Annotated in this window: 13 protein-coding genes; 9 read left to right on the top strand and 4 right to left on the bottom strand. The window is 61.0% G+C overall.

Annotation, left to right across the window (positions count from 1 at the left end; genetic code table 11):
- The first annotated feature begins 118 nt into the window (after window positions 1-118).
- Window positions 119-601, top strand: coding sequence for a hypothetical protein (locus M1D43_RS22325; RefSeq protein ID WP_010975890.1), 483 nt, complete (start codon window positions 119-121; stop codon window positions 599-601).
- Window positions 602-609: 8 nt separating this feature from the next.
- On the opposite strand, the gene M1D43_RS22320 is transcribed toward M1D43_RS22325, so the two are convergent.
- A complete protein-coding gene (locus M1D43_RS22320; protein ID WP_013850581.1) occupies window positions 610-1,110 on the bottom strand; it encodes an anthrone oxygenase family protein in 501 nt (166 codons plus the stop codon).
- Between the two features lie 121 nt (window positions 1,111-1,231).
- Window positions 1,232-2,350 carry a site-2 protease family protein gene (locus M1D43_RS22315; RefSeq protein WP_013850582.1) on the bottom strand — a complete coding sequence of 373 codons (1,119 nt, stop codon included), beginning with the start codon at window positions 2,348-2,350 and terminating at the stop codon, window positions 1,232-1,234.
- Window positions 2,351-2,650: 300 nt separating this feature from the next.
- Here M1D43_RS22315 and arfA point away from each other — a divergent pair, with 300 nt between their 5' ends.
- The 7 genes from arfA (at window position 2,651) to ampC (ending at window position 10,939) form a co-directional block, all read left to right on the top strand.
- Entirely contained in the window at window positions 2,651-4,171 is a 1,521-nt protein-coding gene (arfA, locus tag M1D43_RS22310; RefSeq protein ID WP_010975886.1) for an arabinosylfuranosidase ArfA, read from the top strand.
- Window positions 4,172-4,194: 23 nt separating this feature from the next.
- On the top strand, window positions 4,195-5,283 hold the full coding sequence (locus tag M1D43_RS22305) for an ABC transporter ATP-binding protein (protein ID WP_010975885.1): 1,089 nt from the start codon (window positions 4,195-4,197) through the stop codon (window positions 5,281-5,283).
- A gap of 86 nt (window positions 5,284-5,369) precedes the next feature.
- Window positions 5,370-6,638, top strand: coding sequence for an ABC transporter substrate-binding protein (locus M1D43_RS22300; RefSeq protein ID WP_013850583.1), 1,269 nt, complete (start codon window positions 5,370-5,372; stop codon window positions 6,636-6,638).
- Window positions 6,639-6,716: 78 nt separating this feature from the next.
- Window positions 6,717-7,592 carry a carbohydrate ABC transporter permease gene (locus tag M1D43_RS22295; protein WP_010975883.1) on the top strand — a complete coding sequence of 292 codons (876 nt, stop codon included), beginning with the start codon at window positions 6,717-6,719 and terminating at the stop codon, window positions 7,590-7,592.
- Between the two features lie 3 nt (window positions 7,593-7,595).
- Complete coding sequence (locus M1D43_RS22290; RefSeq protein ID WP_004434537.1) at window positions 7,596-8,420, top strand: carbohydrate ABC transporter permease; 825 nt, start codon at window positions 7,596-7,598, stop codon at window positions 8,418-8,420.
- Window positions 8,421-8,546: 126 nt separating this feature from the next.
- Window positions 8,547-9,467 carry an ArsR/SmtB family transcription factor gene (locus tag M1D43_RS22285; protein ID WP_010975882.1) on the top strand — a complete coding sequence of 307 codons (921 nt, stop codon included), beginning with the start codon at window positions 8,547-8,549 and terminating at the stop codon, window positions 9,465-9,467.
- A 281-nt stretch (window positions 9,468-9,748) separates the two neighbouring features.
- Complete coding sequence (ampC, locus tag M1D43_RS22280) at window positions 9,749-10,939, top strand: class C beta-lactamase (protein WP_014527113.1); 1,191 nt, start codon at window positions 9,749-9,751, stop codon at window positions 10,937-10,939.
- An 86-nt stretch (window positions 10,940-11,025) separates the two neighbouring features.
- Here ampC and M1D43_RS22275 read toward each other — a convergent pair whose 3' ends face one another.
- Both M1D43_RS22275 and M1D43_RS22270 read right to left on the bottom strand, forming a co-directional pair.
- The gene (locus M1D43_RS22275; protein ID WP_004434550.1) at window positions 11,026-11,325 is read right to left on the bottom strand and encodes a hypothetical protein; all 300 of its coding nucleotides are present in this window, start codon (window positions 11,323-11,325) and stop codon (window positions 11,026-11,028) included.
- Between the two features lie 201 nt (window positions 11,326-11,526).
- Window positions 11,527-12,576, bottom strand: a complete 1,050-nt coding sequence (locus tag M1D43_RS22270) for a LacI family DNA-binding transcriptional regulator (RefSeq protein ID WP_010975880.1) — start codon at window positions 12,574-12,576, stop codon at window positions 11,527-11,529.
- A gap of 272 nt (window positions 12,577-12,848) precedes the next feature.
- On the opposite strand from M1D43_RS22270, the gene M1D43_RS22265 reads away from it, so the two are divergent.
- Window positions 12,849-13,841, top strand: coding sequence for a Gfo/Idh/MocA family protein (locus M1D43_RS22265; RefSeq protein ID WP_014530352.1), 993 nt, complete (start codon window positions 12,849-12,851; stop codon window positions 13,839-13,841).
- The last annotated feature ends 2 nt before the right edge of the window (window positions 13,842-13,843 follow it).

Here is a 13,843-nt window from a genome sequence, read left to right as displayed (position 1 = left end):
CTCTCTCAACAACATTCCGTGAGATTGGCGAGAGCGGCATAGTCTCTCTTTTTCTGGAACACTTGCCCATCGCCAAAGTTGTAGGTCAGGCTGCCGATGACATGCGTACAGGCGGGAAATGGTCGTTTATCTTACAGGCTTGGTATCGCTGCTGCTCGCCGCTCTCAGCCTCGGCCCCTCCTTTGCCCATGTATTGGAGGCGCCGCCCCGGCTGTTCGTCTGGGCGCCGGAACTCTGGCGCGAGGCAACCGTCTTCAACGGCCAATTCGTGCTTTTTGCAAAGGTCGGCGGGCCGCTCGACGTGACGACGATACTTGCGGCGTGCTTTCTTTCCTACCTGCTCGCCAATGAGCGGCCGGCTTTCTGGTTCGCCCTCGCCGGCGCTGCTTTTTTCGCTGGAGGGCTGGCGGCGTGGTTCACGCTCGTCGCCCCGGCAAACGCGATCCTGGCCACCTGGAAACCGGGCCCGATACCGCCGGACTTCGAAGCGGTACGCCTTAGATGGGAGACGGGCCACATGGTCGTTGCCGCGTTGAAGGTCCTCGGCTTCGGGTCGATTTCGATCGCCCTGCTGGCACCGCGCCTTGGTGGTGGCACATAGCGCAGTGCTCAGAGAGCTATCGCCGTTGCGAGCAATACGAGGCTTACGAGGCCGAGAACGGCCCGCACAACGTGGGACCGCTCCCAGCGGTCCCGCAGGGCGGTCCAGTCCTCCTTGTCCGCGACAGCAGAAGCGCGAGGGGCGCCGAAAGCGAAAAAGCGGGCGCCCGTTCCTCCCAGTTGCGTATCCTTGAGCCAGAAGTTGTTCACCGGGTGCGTCAGGATCCAGTACGCGGCATGCATCGCCAGCAATCCGGCGAATGCGCCGACTGTCAGCCAGAAGGCCGCCGTCCCGCTCGGCATGAGAAAGAGGAGAGCGGCAGTCAGAAGCAGCGCCGCCGGCTCTGCCGCGCCCCCGATGGTGAATCCCGGATAGTAGATTGCCTGGATCGCCTGATACACGTCCCTAGGCAATCGCAATTTGCCCGGCAATTCGAGCGCATGGGCAAGGGCCAATGCCGTTGCTATCGCGACCAGGACGATCGTGAGAACTTCTACCGTCACGAGCATTGAGTTGATCCGATTTGTCTGCTGCAGGTTCCTCGATTTTGCGTGTCTTGCGAAGGCCTGCGGCGCCGTCGGGTTGTGCCCGAACTCCGGAGCGCCGAATCGGTTCCATCCACGTTCGGGCTCATCTTCGGCTTCCGGTCTGCCGCAGGTGGCCGAACCGGACGCGGCCCGGGGCGGCCGCACGCACCATCATCATCTCGCCGATCGTTTCGTGCGTCATCAGCCCGACGAGGTGGTTGGAGCCGTCCAGGACGGCGATGGCCGGCGAATGGGATTCCTGCATGAGCCGCAGGCTTTCCTCGAGGCGTTTGCGATGATGGATCGTCGGGAGGCCGCGGCGCATCGCGGCGACCACCGGTGTCGACGGGCCTTTCTCCTTCAGAGCGCGGATCATGTCGTCACGCGTCAGCAGTCCCTCGAAGTGGCCCGCGGCATCGACCACCGGAAATTCGCGCTGCGTGGTGGCAAGCAGCGTGTCGATGGCGTCGTCGATGGTCGCCGAGCGGTCGAGGGTCGCGAATTCGGTGATCATCACATCTGAGATCATCACGCTGCCGGAGATCTCGCGGATCTGAGCGTTCTGGGCTTCCGCCGTTGCGGCCAGATAGACGAAGATGGCGATGAAGATAAGCAGAGGATTGTAGAACAGGCCGACGAAGCCGAAGACGAAGGCAAGGCCCTGGCCGATCGTTGCGGCGATCTGGGTCGCACGCGACCAGGTGAGCCGCGAGGCGAGTGCGGCCCGCAACACGCGGCCGCCGTCCATTGGGAAGGCGGGAATCATATTAAAGATCACGAGGAAAACATTGACGCCGGCGAGCCTTGCCAGAAATCCGCTCTGGGGGTCTTCGACGCCCGCTATCTGCTCCATGCCCGAGCTGCCGAGGATGGCGATGAGCACCGCGGCAATCGCCACATTGACCAGAGGGCCGGCGATGGCGATCACGAATTCCTGGCCGGGCTCTTCCGGCATGCGCTCGAGTCTGGCGACGCCGCCGATCGGCAGCAGCGTTATGTCCGGCGTCTTGATCCCGAAACGCCGCGCCGCGGCGATGTGGCCGAACTCGTGGAGCACGACGCAGACGAAGACGGCGACGATAAAAGCAATCCCCTCCATCGCAGCCGGTGTCCCGCCGATCCGGTAGTGCATCAACCATATCCAGATCAGAAGCAGCGCGAAGGTCACGTGCACGCGAATTGCCGTGCCGGCAATCGTTCCGATGCTGAAGGACCAAGCCATGAGCGTTATGCTCCGTCCAGTTCTCAGGCCCGCTGAGGATGCGCCGTTCCATCATGACAGTTGCGGCAGCGCCACACAATCGCAGGGGGCCCTTAGCCGTCTAATCGGTTGGCCGGGGGATCGTTCCGCGGGCCTCAGCGAAACGCCGTGCACTTCCGGATTCCGGCAGGATAAAACCCAAAAAAACGCGCAAGCTGCACCATGTGTATCGGAAATTTTGATATAAAACAAAACTCTTGAAATAAAAAATCATACAATTTAGCTTCATCCAAAATCGACTTCAATAAATGAGGAAACATCATGCGAGCGAAGGCTACCCTTAATCGGGAATATACAATCTCGTCCGTCGACAAGCGGGTATACGGCTCGTTCCTGGAGCACATGGGCCGTGCCGTTTATACGGGCATCTATGAGCCCGGCCACGAAAACGCGGATAAGGACGGCTTTCGAACCGATGTTTTGGATATGGTGCGGGATCTCGATATGCCGATCGTCCGCTATCCCGGCGGCAACTTCGTTTCCGCTTACCGCTGGGAGGACGGGATCGGGCCGCGCGAGGAGCGTCCGGTGCGCCTCGATCTTGCCTGGCGCACGCGCGAAACCAACCAGGTTGGGGTCAATGAGTTCGCCGATTGGGCGAAGCTCGCGGGTACCGAGATGATGCTGGCGATGAATCTCGGCTCGCGCGGTCTCGACGACGCTCGCAACTTCCTCGAATACTGCAATCATCCCGGCGGCACCTATTGGAGCGATCTGCGCTCAAAGCATGGCTACAAGGAGCCGCACAATGTGCGCATCTGGTGCCTGGGGAACGAGATGGACGGACCTTGGCAGGTCGGTCACAAGAGTGCGGCCGAATACGGCCATCTCGCCAACGAGGTAAGCAAGGCCTTCAAGTATTTCGACAAGACGCTGGAGACCGTCGTCTGCGGCTCCTCGAACGACAAGATGAAGACCTACCCGGAATGGGAGGCGACGGTTCTCGAGGCCAGCTACGACAGCGTCGACTACATCTCGCTGCACAAATATTTCGGCAACGAGGAGCAGGACACCCTCAATTACTATGCCAAGGCGATCGAACTGGACCGGTACATCGTGACGATCGGCGGCGTGATCGACTACATCAAGGCGAAGAAGCGTTCGAAGCGCGACGTCAAGATCTGCTTCGACGAGTGGAACGTCTGGTATCACGACCGCAAGGAGGATGGCGAGCGGATTGCCAGCTGGGACTGGCCGGAAGCGCCGCCGCTGCTGGAAGAGCTCTACAATCTCGAGGATGCGATCTTCGTCGGCTCTCTGCTGAACGTCTTCATCCGGAGATCGGACCGCGTCAAGATCGCCTGCATGGCACAGCTCGTCAATGTCATCGCGCCGATCCTCACCAAGGCCGGAGGTCCCGCCTGGCGGCAGTCGATCTACTATCCGCTTCAATATGCCTCGAAATACGGCCGTGGCACTGCGCTCACCGTCGCGCAGTCCGGCCCCACCTACGATTGCGAGGTGGCTCAGGACGTACCCTATCTCGACCTGTCGGCGGTGCTGCACGAGGACGGCAAGTCGATCGCCGTCTTCGCGATCAACCGCAGCCTCGACGAGCCGCTCGGCCTCACCGTCGATCTTCAGGGCTTCAAGGGGGCGAAGATCGTCGAGCACCAGATGCTCGCGGGCGACGACCTGAAGGCGCGTAACTCGGTCGAGGATCAGAACCGCATCGTTCCCAAGTCCGGCAAGGAACTCACGATGGACGATACGGGGACGCTGGTCGGCTCGCTGCCGCCGCGCTCCTACCACTTCGTCCTCTTGTCCGTCGCTTCTGCATAAGCCTTTCAGGCCCGGGAGGTTCAATGTCCGGAATCAAATTGACCGGCGTCAGCAAGTCGTTCGGCGCCGTGAAGGTGATCCATGGTGTCGATATAGAAATAGGGCAGGGCGAATTCGCTGTCTTCGTCGGGCCCTCGGGCTGCGGGAAGTCGACACTGTTGCGCATGATCGCGGGGCTGGAGGAGACGACCGGCGGCGAAATCAGGATCGATGCCGAGGACGTCACCCACAAGGAGCCATCGAAGCGCGGCGTCGCCATGGTCTTCCAGTCCTATGCGCTCTATCCGCACCTCTCCGTATTCGACAACATGGCGTTCAGCCTTTCCATCGCCCGCCGGCCGAAGGCGGAGATCGAGCAGAAGGTCAAGGCAGCCGCGGAAATCCTTCGGCTCTCGGACTATCTGGACAGCAAGCCGAGCCAGCTTTCGGGCGGCCAGCGTCAGAGGGTCGCAATCGGGCGCGCAATCGTGCGCGAGCCGCGGGTCTTCCTTTTCGACGAGCCGCTTTCGAATCTCGATGCCGAGCTCAGGGTCAAGATGCGCATGGAGATCGCCCGGCTGCACCGCCAGATCGGGGCGACGATGGTCTATGTCACCCACGATCAGGTCGAGGCGATGACGCTGGCGGACAGGATCGTCGTGCTGAAGGCAGGCGTGGTTCAACAAACGGGCGCGCCCCTCGAGCTTTATCGAAATCCGGACAACATGTTCGTTGCGGGCTTCATCGGATCGCCGGGGATGAATTTCCTGAAGGCCCGGGTCGTTCCCGGCAGCGGCGACAGGCTCACGATCGAGCTCCACGACGCCCCCGGGGTTCCGTTCGAAATTCCGGCACGGACGGGTCCCGCCGTGGGCGAAGAGATTTTCGTCGGGGTGAGGCCGGAGCACATCACGCTCGGCGAACGGGAAGGCGGCGTTGGCCTGGACGTGACGGCCGAGTTCATCGAGGAACTCGGCGGGACCGGCTACCTGCATGCCCTCACGGTGACGGGCGAGGAAATGACTATCGAGTGCCGGGGTGAGGAGCGGCCGCAACCCAAGCAGGCGGTCCGCCTGACCTTGGCACCCGAGGAGATGTTCGCCTTCGAGGGAAGCGGCGAGCGGCTCCGTTGAAAGCGGTTTCGGATGGGAGGACATCCGGGCGAGGAGCAATGCGGCAAAAGGCGATGGATTGAACTTCAAAACAGGAGGAGAGAGACGTGAAGAAGCTACTGAAACTTGCCCTTGCGGGTGCGCTGGCGATCCTGCCTTCGGCAGTTGCCCATGCACAGACGGACATTACCTGGTGGGACTTCCTCAGCGGCGGCGACGGCGTCCGCATGAAGGCGCTCATCAAGGAGTTCAACGACACGCACCCCGACATCCGCATCAACGCGACCACGCTTGAATGGGGCGTGCCCTTCTACAGCAAGGTTCAGACGGCGGCCGCCGTCGGCCAGCAGCCCGACATCATGACCTATCATCTGTCACGCTTCCCGCTTGCCATTCCCTCGGGCGTTCTGCGGCCGCTGGCACCTGAGGAACTCGAGGCAGCAGGCATCAAGAAGGAAAACTATGTCGAAGCGAGCTGGAACTCGGCTTCTGGCGACGGCAAGACCTATGGCGTTCCCTTCGATGTCCATTCGGTTGTCCTCTACTATAACAAGAACATCCTGAAGGAGGCGGGCCTGCTCGGGGACGACGGCCTGCCGAAGGGCCTGGACGGTCTCGACAACTTCAACGCCGCCCTCGAAAAGATCAAGACGACCGGCAAGGTCCAATACCCGCTTTCGCTCCACACCGACGAAGGCGGCTCGATGTGGCGGGTATTCTACACGCTCCTTTCCCAGCAGGGCGCCAAATTCATCGAAGGCGAGGAGATCCTGCCGGGGGAGGCCGGCGTCAAGGCGCTGACATCGATGGCCAACTGGGTTTCGTCCGGCTATTCGCCGCAGCTCATATCCTATGAGGCTTCGATCGCTCTCTTCACCTCCGGCAAGGCGGCCATGCACATCAACGGCGTTTGGGAAGTGCCGACGATGGTCGATCTCGAGAAGAACAACAATCTCGGCTTCGAATGGGGCGCTATCCAAATCCCGGTTCTGATGGGACAGCCTGCGACCTGGGCGGACTCCCATGCCTTTGCCGTTCCGAACAGCGAAGAAAAACCGATCTCGCCGGAGAAGCTGAAAGCCGTTCTCCAGATCATTGCCTGGATGAACGAACACAGCATCTCCTGGGCCGGCGCTGGCCACATTCCGGCCTACAAACCAGTAACCGAAAGCGCCGAATTCAAGGCCATGCAGCCGAATTCGACCTACGTCAAGCTCGCCGACACCGCGGTTTTCGATCCTGTCTCGCCGCTGGCAGGCGTTGGCGGACCGATCTACGAGGCGACGCAGAATTTCATCGTGCCTGCCTTGAATGGCCAGCTCGATCCGGCGGATGCCATCGAGCAGATGCGTGAAGAACTGAAGAGCCAGATGTAACGCGTAGATCAATGAACCGGCCGGCCACCGTTGCCGGCCGGTGGTTCGTAAATTCGGCACGGGAGGACTATTTCGGTGATGACGAGCGAGAGACGGAGCAAGACGCTGACCGCGGTTCTGATGATCACACCGTTCGTGATCACCTATCTGACGGTCTTCGCCTATCCCGTCTATAAGATGTTCGCCTTGAGCTTTACCAACGCACCGCTGGTCGGCGAAGGCGAGTGGGTCGGCTTCGACAATTATCTGAAGCTGCTCAACCAGAAACTGTTCTTCACATCGGTGTGGAACACCGGCTATTTCGTCGTGCTCACCGTCATACCCAACACGCTGATCGGTCTCGGTCTGGCGCTGATGGTCGTACGCCTCAAAGGCTGGCTGCAGAGCCTCATCCTGGTGCTGTTCTTCCTGCCCTATATCCTGCCGGTCTCGGTCGTCACGCAGATCTGGGAGTGGGTACTCGACCAGCAGTTCGGGATTGCGCAACATGTCATCGAATTCGTCACCGGCAGGCGCATCAGTGTCTTTCGCGACCCCTTATGGGCAATGCCCATGGTGGCCCTCGTCACCATCTGGTGGACCAACGGGTTCAATCTTCTGCTTTTCATAGCGGGCCTGCGCAATATTCCGACCGACTATTACGAGGCGGCAATGCTCGACGGCGCGACGCGCTGGCAATGCTTCAAACGCATCACATGGCCGCTGATCTGGCCGGTCACCGCGCTCGTCCTGACACTGCAACTCATCCTGCAGCTCAAGATTTTCGATCAGGTCTATCTGATGACGGAAGGCGGTCCCTTCAACTCGACCTACGTCCTGCTTCAGCTCGTCTATCGCGAGGCGTTCCGCCTCAACCACGGCGGGCTCGGCTCGGCTGTGGCGGTCTTCCTGTTCCTGATCATCGTGACCGTATCGGTGCTTCAGTACCAGCTTCTGCGCGTGAGGGGGCGCTGAGCGATGCAACGGAAATCCATCGGCAATATCCTTCTTCTGCTTCTTACCCTGTGCGTCGCCTGCATGTGGGCCTTTCCCCTCTATTGGGCGGCGGTGACGTCGATGAAGCCGGAACAGGAGGTTATCAGCAAGACGACCTTCATCCCCGACGTCTTCAACTTCTCGGCCTATTATTTCGCCCTGTTCGAGACCAATCTCGCAACCTGGTACGTGAACTCGCTCGTCACCTCGATCACGGTCACCGTGGTCGTGATCCTGATCAGCGTCATGTGCGCCTATGCGCTGTCGCAGATCGTCTTTCCGGGAAGGCGGCTCCTTTACGGGATCATTCTCGCGAGCTTCATGGTTCCATCGCAGGCGCTCGTCGTTTCGCAATTCGTGCTGATGTACCGCTTCGGCCTGATCAACAGCTGGGGCGGCATCATCTTGCCTCAGCTCATCGTCCCGGTGGTCGTGATCGTCTACAAGCAGTTCTTCGATTCCGTGCCGAAGGAACTGCGCGAGGCGGCAAAGCTCGACGGCTGCGGCGATTTCCAGATCCTGTTCCGGCTTTATCTTCCGCTCAACTGGGGGATCACGACGGCGCTGGCGATCATCACCTACATCATGGCCTGGAACGCCTTCCTCTGGCCGTTCCTCGTCACGAATTCGGAGGAGATGATGACGGTGACCGTCGGCATCACACAGGTCGACGACGCCTTCGGTGTGAAATATGCACGCGACATGGCCGTCGCCATTCTCGCGGCCATGCCGGTCGCGCTCGCCTATCTGCTCTTCCAGAAGAGGGTGACGCAGGCGCTCATGCTGTCGTCCGGCATCAAGGGCTGAGCCGACGATCCGCGGCGGTTTCGGCCGCCTCGGATCGGAATTCGTAAAACGAAACAATGCGACAATTGGCGCAGCGGCGTGTTATCAGCGCAGATCACGCCTGAGCCGGAGCGGCAGTAGCAGAGTATGGAGACGAAGCTTCTTACAGTGGACCCGATCAAGGATGCGGATGTCGTCCAGGCCTTGGGCTCAGCAACGCGCATCGAGATCCTCAACCTTCTGCGCCTGAAGGGCCCTCTGAACGTCAACGAGATCGCGACCCATATGGGCCTGCCGCAATCGACGACGGCAACCAACCTCAAGTCGCTGGAGAGGGCCGGCCTCATCCAGACCCATACGATGAAGGCGACCAAGGGTAATCAGAAGATCTGTTCCAGCATCTACGGCGAGATCCTCATCCGCTTCGACGACCGCACCAATCTTTCAGACGACGTCGTGACCGTCAGCATGCCGATCGGCCTTTTCACCGAATTCGAGGTGGAAGCGCCCTGCGGACTCTGTTCGGTCAACAACGTCATCGGCATGCTCGACGTCCAGGAAGTCTTTCTCGATCCGCAGCGCATGCAGGCCGCACTGCTCTGGTTCACGCGCGGCTATGTCGAATACAAGTTTCCGAACAATGCTAAGGTCACGGGACGGACGGTCCGCAAGATCGAGTTCTCCGCCGAACTGAGCTCCGAGACGCCGGCCACGAACGCCAACTGGCCCTCCGACATCTCCATCTGGATCAACGGCATCAAGGCCGGCTACTGGACGTCGCCCGGCGACTACGGCGACCGACGGGGCATGTATTCGCCGGCTTGGTGGAAGCTCAGCGGCTCGCAATACGGCAAGCTCAAGACCTGGACCATCGACGACCGCGGTACATGGATCGACGGCGCGATGGTGTCGACTCAGACGATAAACTCCCTCGGCATACCGGATCATCATTCGATACGGTTCCGGATAGGCATCGACGAGAAGGCGGAGAACCCCGGAGGGCTCAACATCTTCGGCAAGGGTTTCGGCGATTTCGACCAGGACATCGTCATGACGATCTATTTCTAGGTTTCCGGTGTCGGGCTCAGGTAGCGCCGTGTTCGTGGCCTCTACAAGCCAGGTCCGGAGGCGACGGATGCAGTGCAGTGCCCAAGTTCTTCTAATGGCTCGCGGAAGATCTTGTCGTTTGTGAAATGCGCACAGGGCTCATATGCATGTCTCGTCCGTTTGCCTCTTCCGGTTGTTGTGCGCCGGGCACGCGCCGTAGCTCAGGCGCATCCGGGCTGACGGACGGCCGCATTCCGCCGTGCGGCAGAGATCCACACGAACACGAGGTCTGGACACCTGTCATGACACATTTTTCCGCGACGAAATTCGTAATGGCTGCGGCTGCTTTGCTCTGCTGCGGAGCCGGCGCGCACGCCGCCGACCGAGGCGAGGAAGGAGAGCTTGCACGCTTAGTGGACGAGACGATCCGGCCGCTGATGAGGGAGCATGGCGTTCCGGGAATGGCGATCGCGGTCACCGTCCGCGGAAAGAAGTACATCTTCAACTATGGCCTGGCGTCGAGAGAGAGCGGGCAGAAGGTCACCGACGAAACGATGTTCGAGATCGGCTCGGTCAGCAAGACCTTCACGGCGATGCTCGCATCCTATGCCGAAGCGCGTGGGGATCTGGCCCTATCCGATCCTGCCGGCAAATATCTGCCCGCGCTCGCCGGGACCCGTTTTGACGACATCAGCCTTCTCAATCTCGGGACCTATACCGCCGGCGGACTGCCATTGCAGTTTCCCGATTCCGTTACCGATCAGGAGAGCATGATCGACTACTACAGAGATTGGCGCCCGACCTATGCCGCCGGGACGCACAGGCTTTACTCGAACCCGAGCATCGGCCTCTTCGGCTATCTAGCCGCAAAGAGCATGGGCGAGCCTTTCGCCGATCTGATGGAGAAGAGCATATTCCCGGCATTCGGCCTGACGAGCACCTTCATAGCCGTTCCGCAGGATCGGGCGGACGACTATGCCTATGGTTATTCGAAAGCCGGCAAGCCGATCCGCGTCACGCGCGGCGTTCTCGACTCGGAAGCCTACGGCGTAAAGACGACCGCTGCCGATCTGATCCGCTTCGTTGAGGCAAACATCGATGGAACGGGCCTGGACGAGCCGATCCGGCGCGCGATCGCCGCAACGCACACCGGATACTTCAAGGTCGGGGCCATGACGCAGGGGCTCGGCTGGGAGATGTATCCCTATCCGACGAAGCTCGACGATCTGCTTGCCGGCAATTCCAGCCGGATGGCGCTCGAGCCGCACAAGGTCAGCAAGCTCGTTCCGCCCGCGGCGCCCCAGGAAAACCTGTGGATCAACAAGACCGGCTCGACCAACGGTTTCGGCGCCTATGCAGCCTTCGTCCCGGCCGAGCGCATCGGCATCGTGATGCTGGCGAACAGGAATTACCCGATTCCTGCCCGCGTGAAAGCCGCATACCAGATACTGTCGACGCTCGAGAGCGGCCCCGGATCGGCGGACGCCCGCTGAAGCCGGCCGCGATCGTACCGCGCTCCGATCGGGGGCGCGGTGCTAGAACCGCATGACGAGAAGTGCGGTCCTCAACGCGTCGGTATTCAATAAGCTCTTGGGGGTACAAACAGGCAGATCGTCTTCCCATAGGCTTTGCCCGCCGCAGAGCACCAGTGGTACTCGCCGTCCGGCGACATTCGAACCCTGCTGTCGGCATAGGGGAGGACTTCGCCAGTAGCTCTGACGATATAGCCTTGCGGTCGCTCGCTGATCGCGGTCTGCGCGACCTTGCGGCAATCCATTGTTGAACAGCAGGCGCTCGGATACTGCCAACCGCTTGGAGCGTCGTGGGCAAAGGCCGTCGTTGCGGACAGCCCGGCGAGTAGGAAGAGAAATCCGCGCATGGGGTCTCCTTTCAGGAGCAGTCACCAATCCGGACTGCAGCCGGCAGGTTCGCTACGGCGGCGGTGCGTCCAAGCGCAGAACCCGCCTAGCACTTTGCGTGCTCCATGACATTGGCCCGCAATCGGCTCCGATTTAAGGAATCATGCAGCAAGCTTCAAACCTGCGGATCGGTAAAATGATCCACCCCGGCCGGGCTTATGTCAGCCGCGACTTTCGTCCCCATTGACGAGAAAGCCGTCGCTTTCGCCCTCGACCAGCTCCATCGGCCAGACTGCGTTTACCAGCGCTTGCGGATAATGGTCCTTGAAAGCAGGCATCGTCGACAGCAGCGTTTCCGCAAGCGCTATGCCGAGGTCGCGCAGCGACAGGCGGAAGCAGGTGAGCGGCGGCGAGAGAAAGTGTGCATGCGGGCTGTAGCGCCCGATCACTGCAATGTCGCGGCCCGGCCTGACGCCCGCTTCGGAGAGGCCCTGGTAGAAGCCGATGGCGATCGTCTCATTGACGAGCAGGGCAGCCGTCGGCCGGTCCTTGATGGCCAGGAGTTCGCGCGCGATCTGATAGCCGCCGGTCTCGTTCGGCGTCGATCGGAAGATCAATTCTTCCTCCAGGGGAAGGCCATGCGCGGCAAGCGCTTCGCGGCAGCGGTCGACGAAGACATAACCGAGGTTGGCATCGTCGTGCGGACGGGTGACCGCGATGCGGCGATGTCCGCGCGCAACCAGACGGTCGATGGCGATCTGCGCCATCCCCTCGAAGTCGAGGTCGAGCCAGGGGCGGCCGGCATCCGTCAGGCTTCGGCCGAGCGTTACGAAGGGGATATTGCGTTCGGCCAGAAACTCTATGCGCGGATCGTGACGCCGGGTTGCCGAAAGGATCAACCCGTCGGCAAAACCGCGCGCGACGACGCGGCGCAGGTAATCGGTCGGATCTTCCTCGGACGAGCAGAGCAGGGCGACAAGGTCGAGCTTGTGCCTGGCGAAAACTGCCTGCACGCCGTCGAAGACGCTCATGAAGAACGTGTCGCCCTGACCGGTGATCTCCGTTCCGGTCTGCATCATGAAGCCGATGATGTTGGTGGTGCCCTGCCTCAGGCTGCGGCCGGACTGGTTCGCCACATAACCGAGCCTTTCAGCCGCCTCCAGGACACGCCTGCGAGTCTCCTCATTGACGTCGGGGCGGCCGTTCAGTGCACGCGAAACGGTTCCGATCGAAATATCGAGATGCTGCGCCAGGCGCCGAATTCCCTTCATGCGAAGCGCTTTTCCTCTCTAATCACCGGTCAACCCGGTCATACCGACCCGCAATCAACGCGACCGATATACTTTGAAGTTGAACCGGGCAGGCGGCCATAAGCAGCCCGCGATTTCCCTCTCATCGACCGAGCTTTCCGAATCCCTATTGACATGTTTCGGAAAGTCCGCATAGTTCCGTAAACGTTTACGGTGGCCGAAACAAGCCGGAAACCAAGGTTTGTGGGAGGAGAATGGTGATTTTGCGCGCAGTTCTGTGCGGGTGCGGAGCTATGGCCAAAGGTTGGCTCAAGGCGATCGCCGCGGACCGCGAACTCCAGTCGGCAATCCGGATCGTCGGGCTCATCGACGTCAATCCCGAAGCGGCTCGTGCGCTCGCGGCGGAGTTCGAGATCGAAGGCGCCGTTGTCGGTTCAGACCTCGATGCGGTGTTGACGGAGACGGCACCCGACATCCTTTTCGACATCGTCGTACCTGCTGCGCGCCGCGACGTGGTCGCCACCGCGCTCAGGCACGGCTGTCACGTGCTGAGCGAGAAGCCGATGGCCGCCTCGCTCGAGGCCGCCCGCGAGCTGATCGAACTCGCCAGGAATGCGGACAGGATCCATGCAATCGTGCAGAACCGCCGCTTCATCTCCGGCATACGCCGCATACGTCGCTTCATCGAAAGCGGCGCGATAGGAGATCTGACGGGCATCCACTGCGACTTCTTCATCGGCGCGCATTTTGGCGGCTTTCGCGAGGAGATGGAACATGTGCTGCTTCTCGACATGGCGATCCACACCTTCGATGCCGCCCGGTTCATCGCCGATAAGACACCGCTCGCCGTGTATTGCCACGAAGAAAACCCGCAGGGCTCCTGGTACGCGCACGGCGCGGCCGCCACCGCGATATTCGAGCTTTCCGACGATGTGACCTTCACCTATCGCGGTTCCTGGTGTGCCGAAGGCGCCAATACGAGCTGGGAGAGCGAGTGGCGGATTATAGGCACCAAGGGCACGCTGCTCTGGGACGGCGCCGAGGCGCTGAGCGCGAACCGTGTCGCCGGCAGCGAGGGCTTCTTCCGTCCGCTCGTACCGGTCGAAGTTCCCGAAGCAGCCGATCCGCTTGAGACGCACGGGCATGCCAGCGTCATCGCCGATTTCGTCGCTGCGGTCCGCTCCGGCACCAAGCCGGAAACGGCGGGCGACGACAATTTCAACAGCCTTGCCATGGTCTTTGCGGCGATCGAAAGCGCCCGCACCCGGCAACGCGTGACAATCTGAAG

The organism is Ensifer sp. R1-3 (genome assembly GCF_056739175.1).
This window is presented reverse-complemented; position numbering and strand designations above follow the sequence as displayed.

Coding starts and splice junctions, on each gene's coding strand:
- M1D43_RS22325 (WP_010975890.1), top strand. CDS start 119: ATGGTCGTTTATCTTACAGGCTTGGTATCGCTGCTGCTCGCCGCTCTC.
- M1D43_RS22320 (WP_013850581.1), bottom strand. CDS start 1,110: ATGCTCGTGACGGTAGAAGTTCTCACGATCGTCCTGGTCGCGATAGCA.
- M1D43_RS22315 (WP_013850582.1), bottom strand. CDS start 2,350: ATGGCTTGGTCCTTCAGCATCGGAACGATTGCCGGCACGGCAATTCGC.
- arfA (WP_010975886.1), top strand. CDS start 2,651: ATGCGAGCGAAGGCTACCCTTAATCGGGAATATACAATCTCGTCCGTC.
- M1D43_RS22305 (WP_010975885.1), top strand. CDS start 4,195: ATGTCCGGAATCAAATTGACCGGCGTCAGCAAGTCGTTCGGCGCCGTG.
- M1D43_RS22295 (WP_010975883.1), top strand. CDS start 6,717: ATGACGAGCGAGAGACGGAGCAAGACGCTGACCGCGGTTCTGATGATC.
- M1D43_RS22290 (WP_004434537.1), top strand. CDS start 7,596: ATGCAACGGAAATCCATCGGCAATATCCTTCTTCTGCTTCTTACCCTG.
- M1D43_RS22285 (WP_010975882.1), top strand. CDS start 8,547: ATGGAGACGAAGCTTCTTACAGTGGACCCGATCAAGGATGCGGATGTC.
- ampC (WP_014527113.1), top strand. CDS start 9,749: ATGACACATTTTTCCGCGACGAAATTCGTAATGGCTGCGGCTGCTTTG.
- M1D43_RS22275 (WP_004434550.1), bottom strand. CDS start 11,325: ATGCGCGGATTTCTCTTCCTACTCGCCGGGCTGTCCGCAACGACGGCC.
- M1D43_RS22270 (WP_010975880.1), bottom strand. CDS start 12,576: ATGAAGGGAATTCGGCGCCTGGCGCAGCATCTCGATATTTCGATCGGA.
- M1D43_RS22265 (WP_014530352.1), top strand. CDS start 12,849: ATGGCCAAAGGTTGGCTCAAGGCGATCGCCGCGGACCGCGAACTCCAG.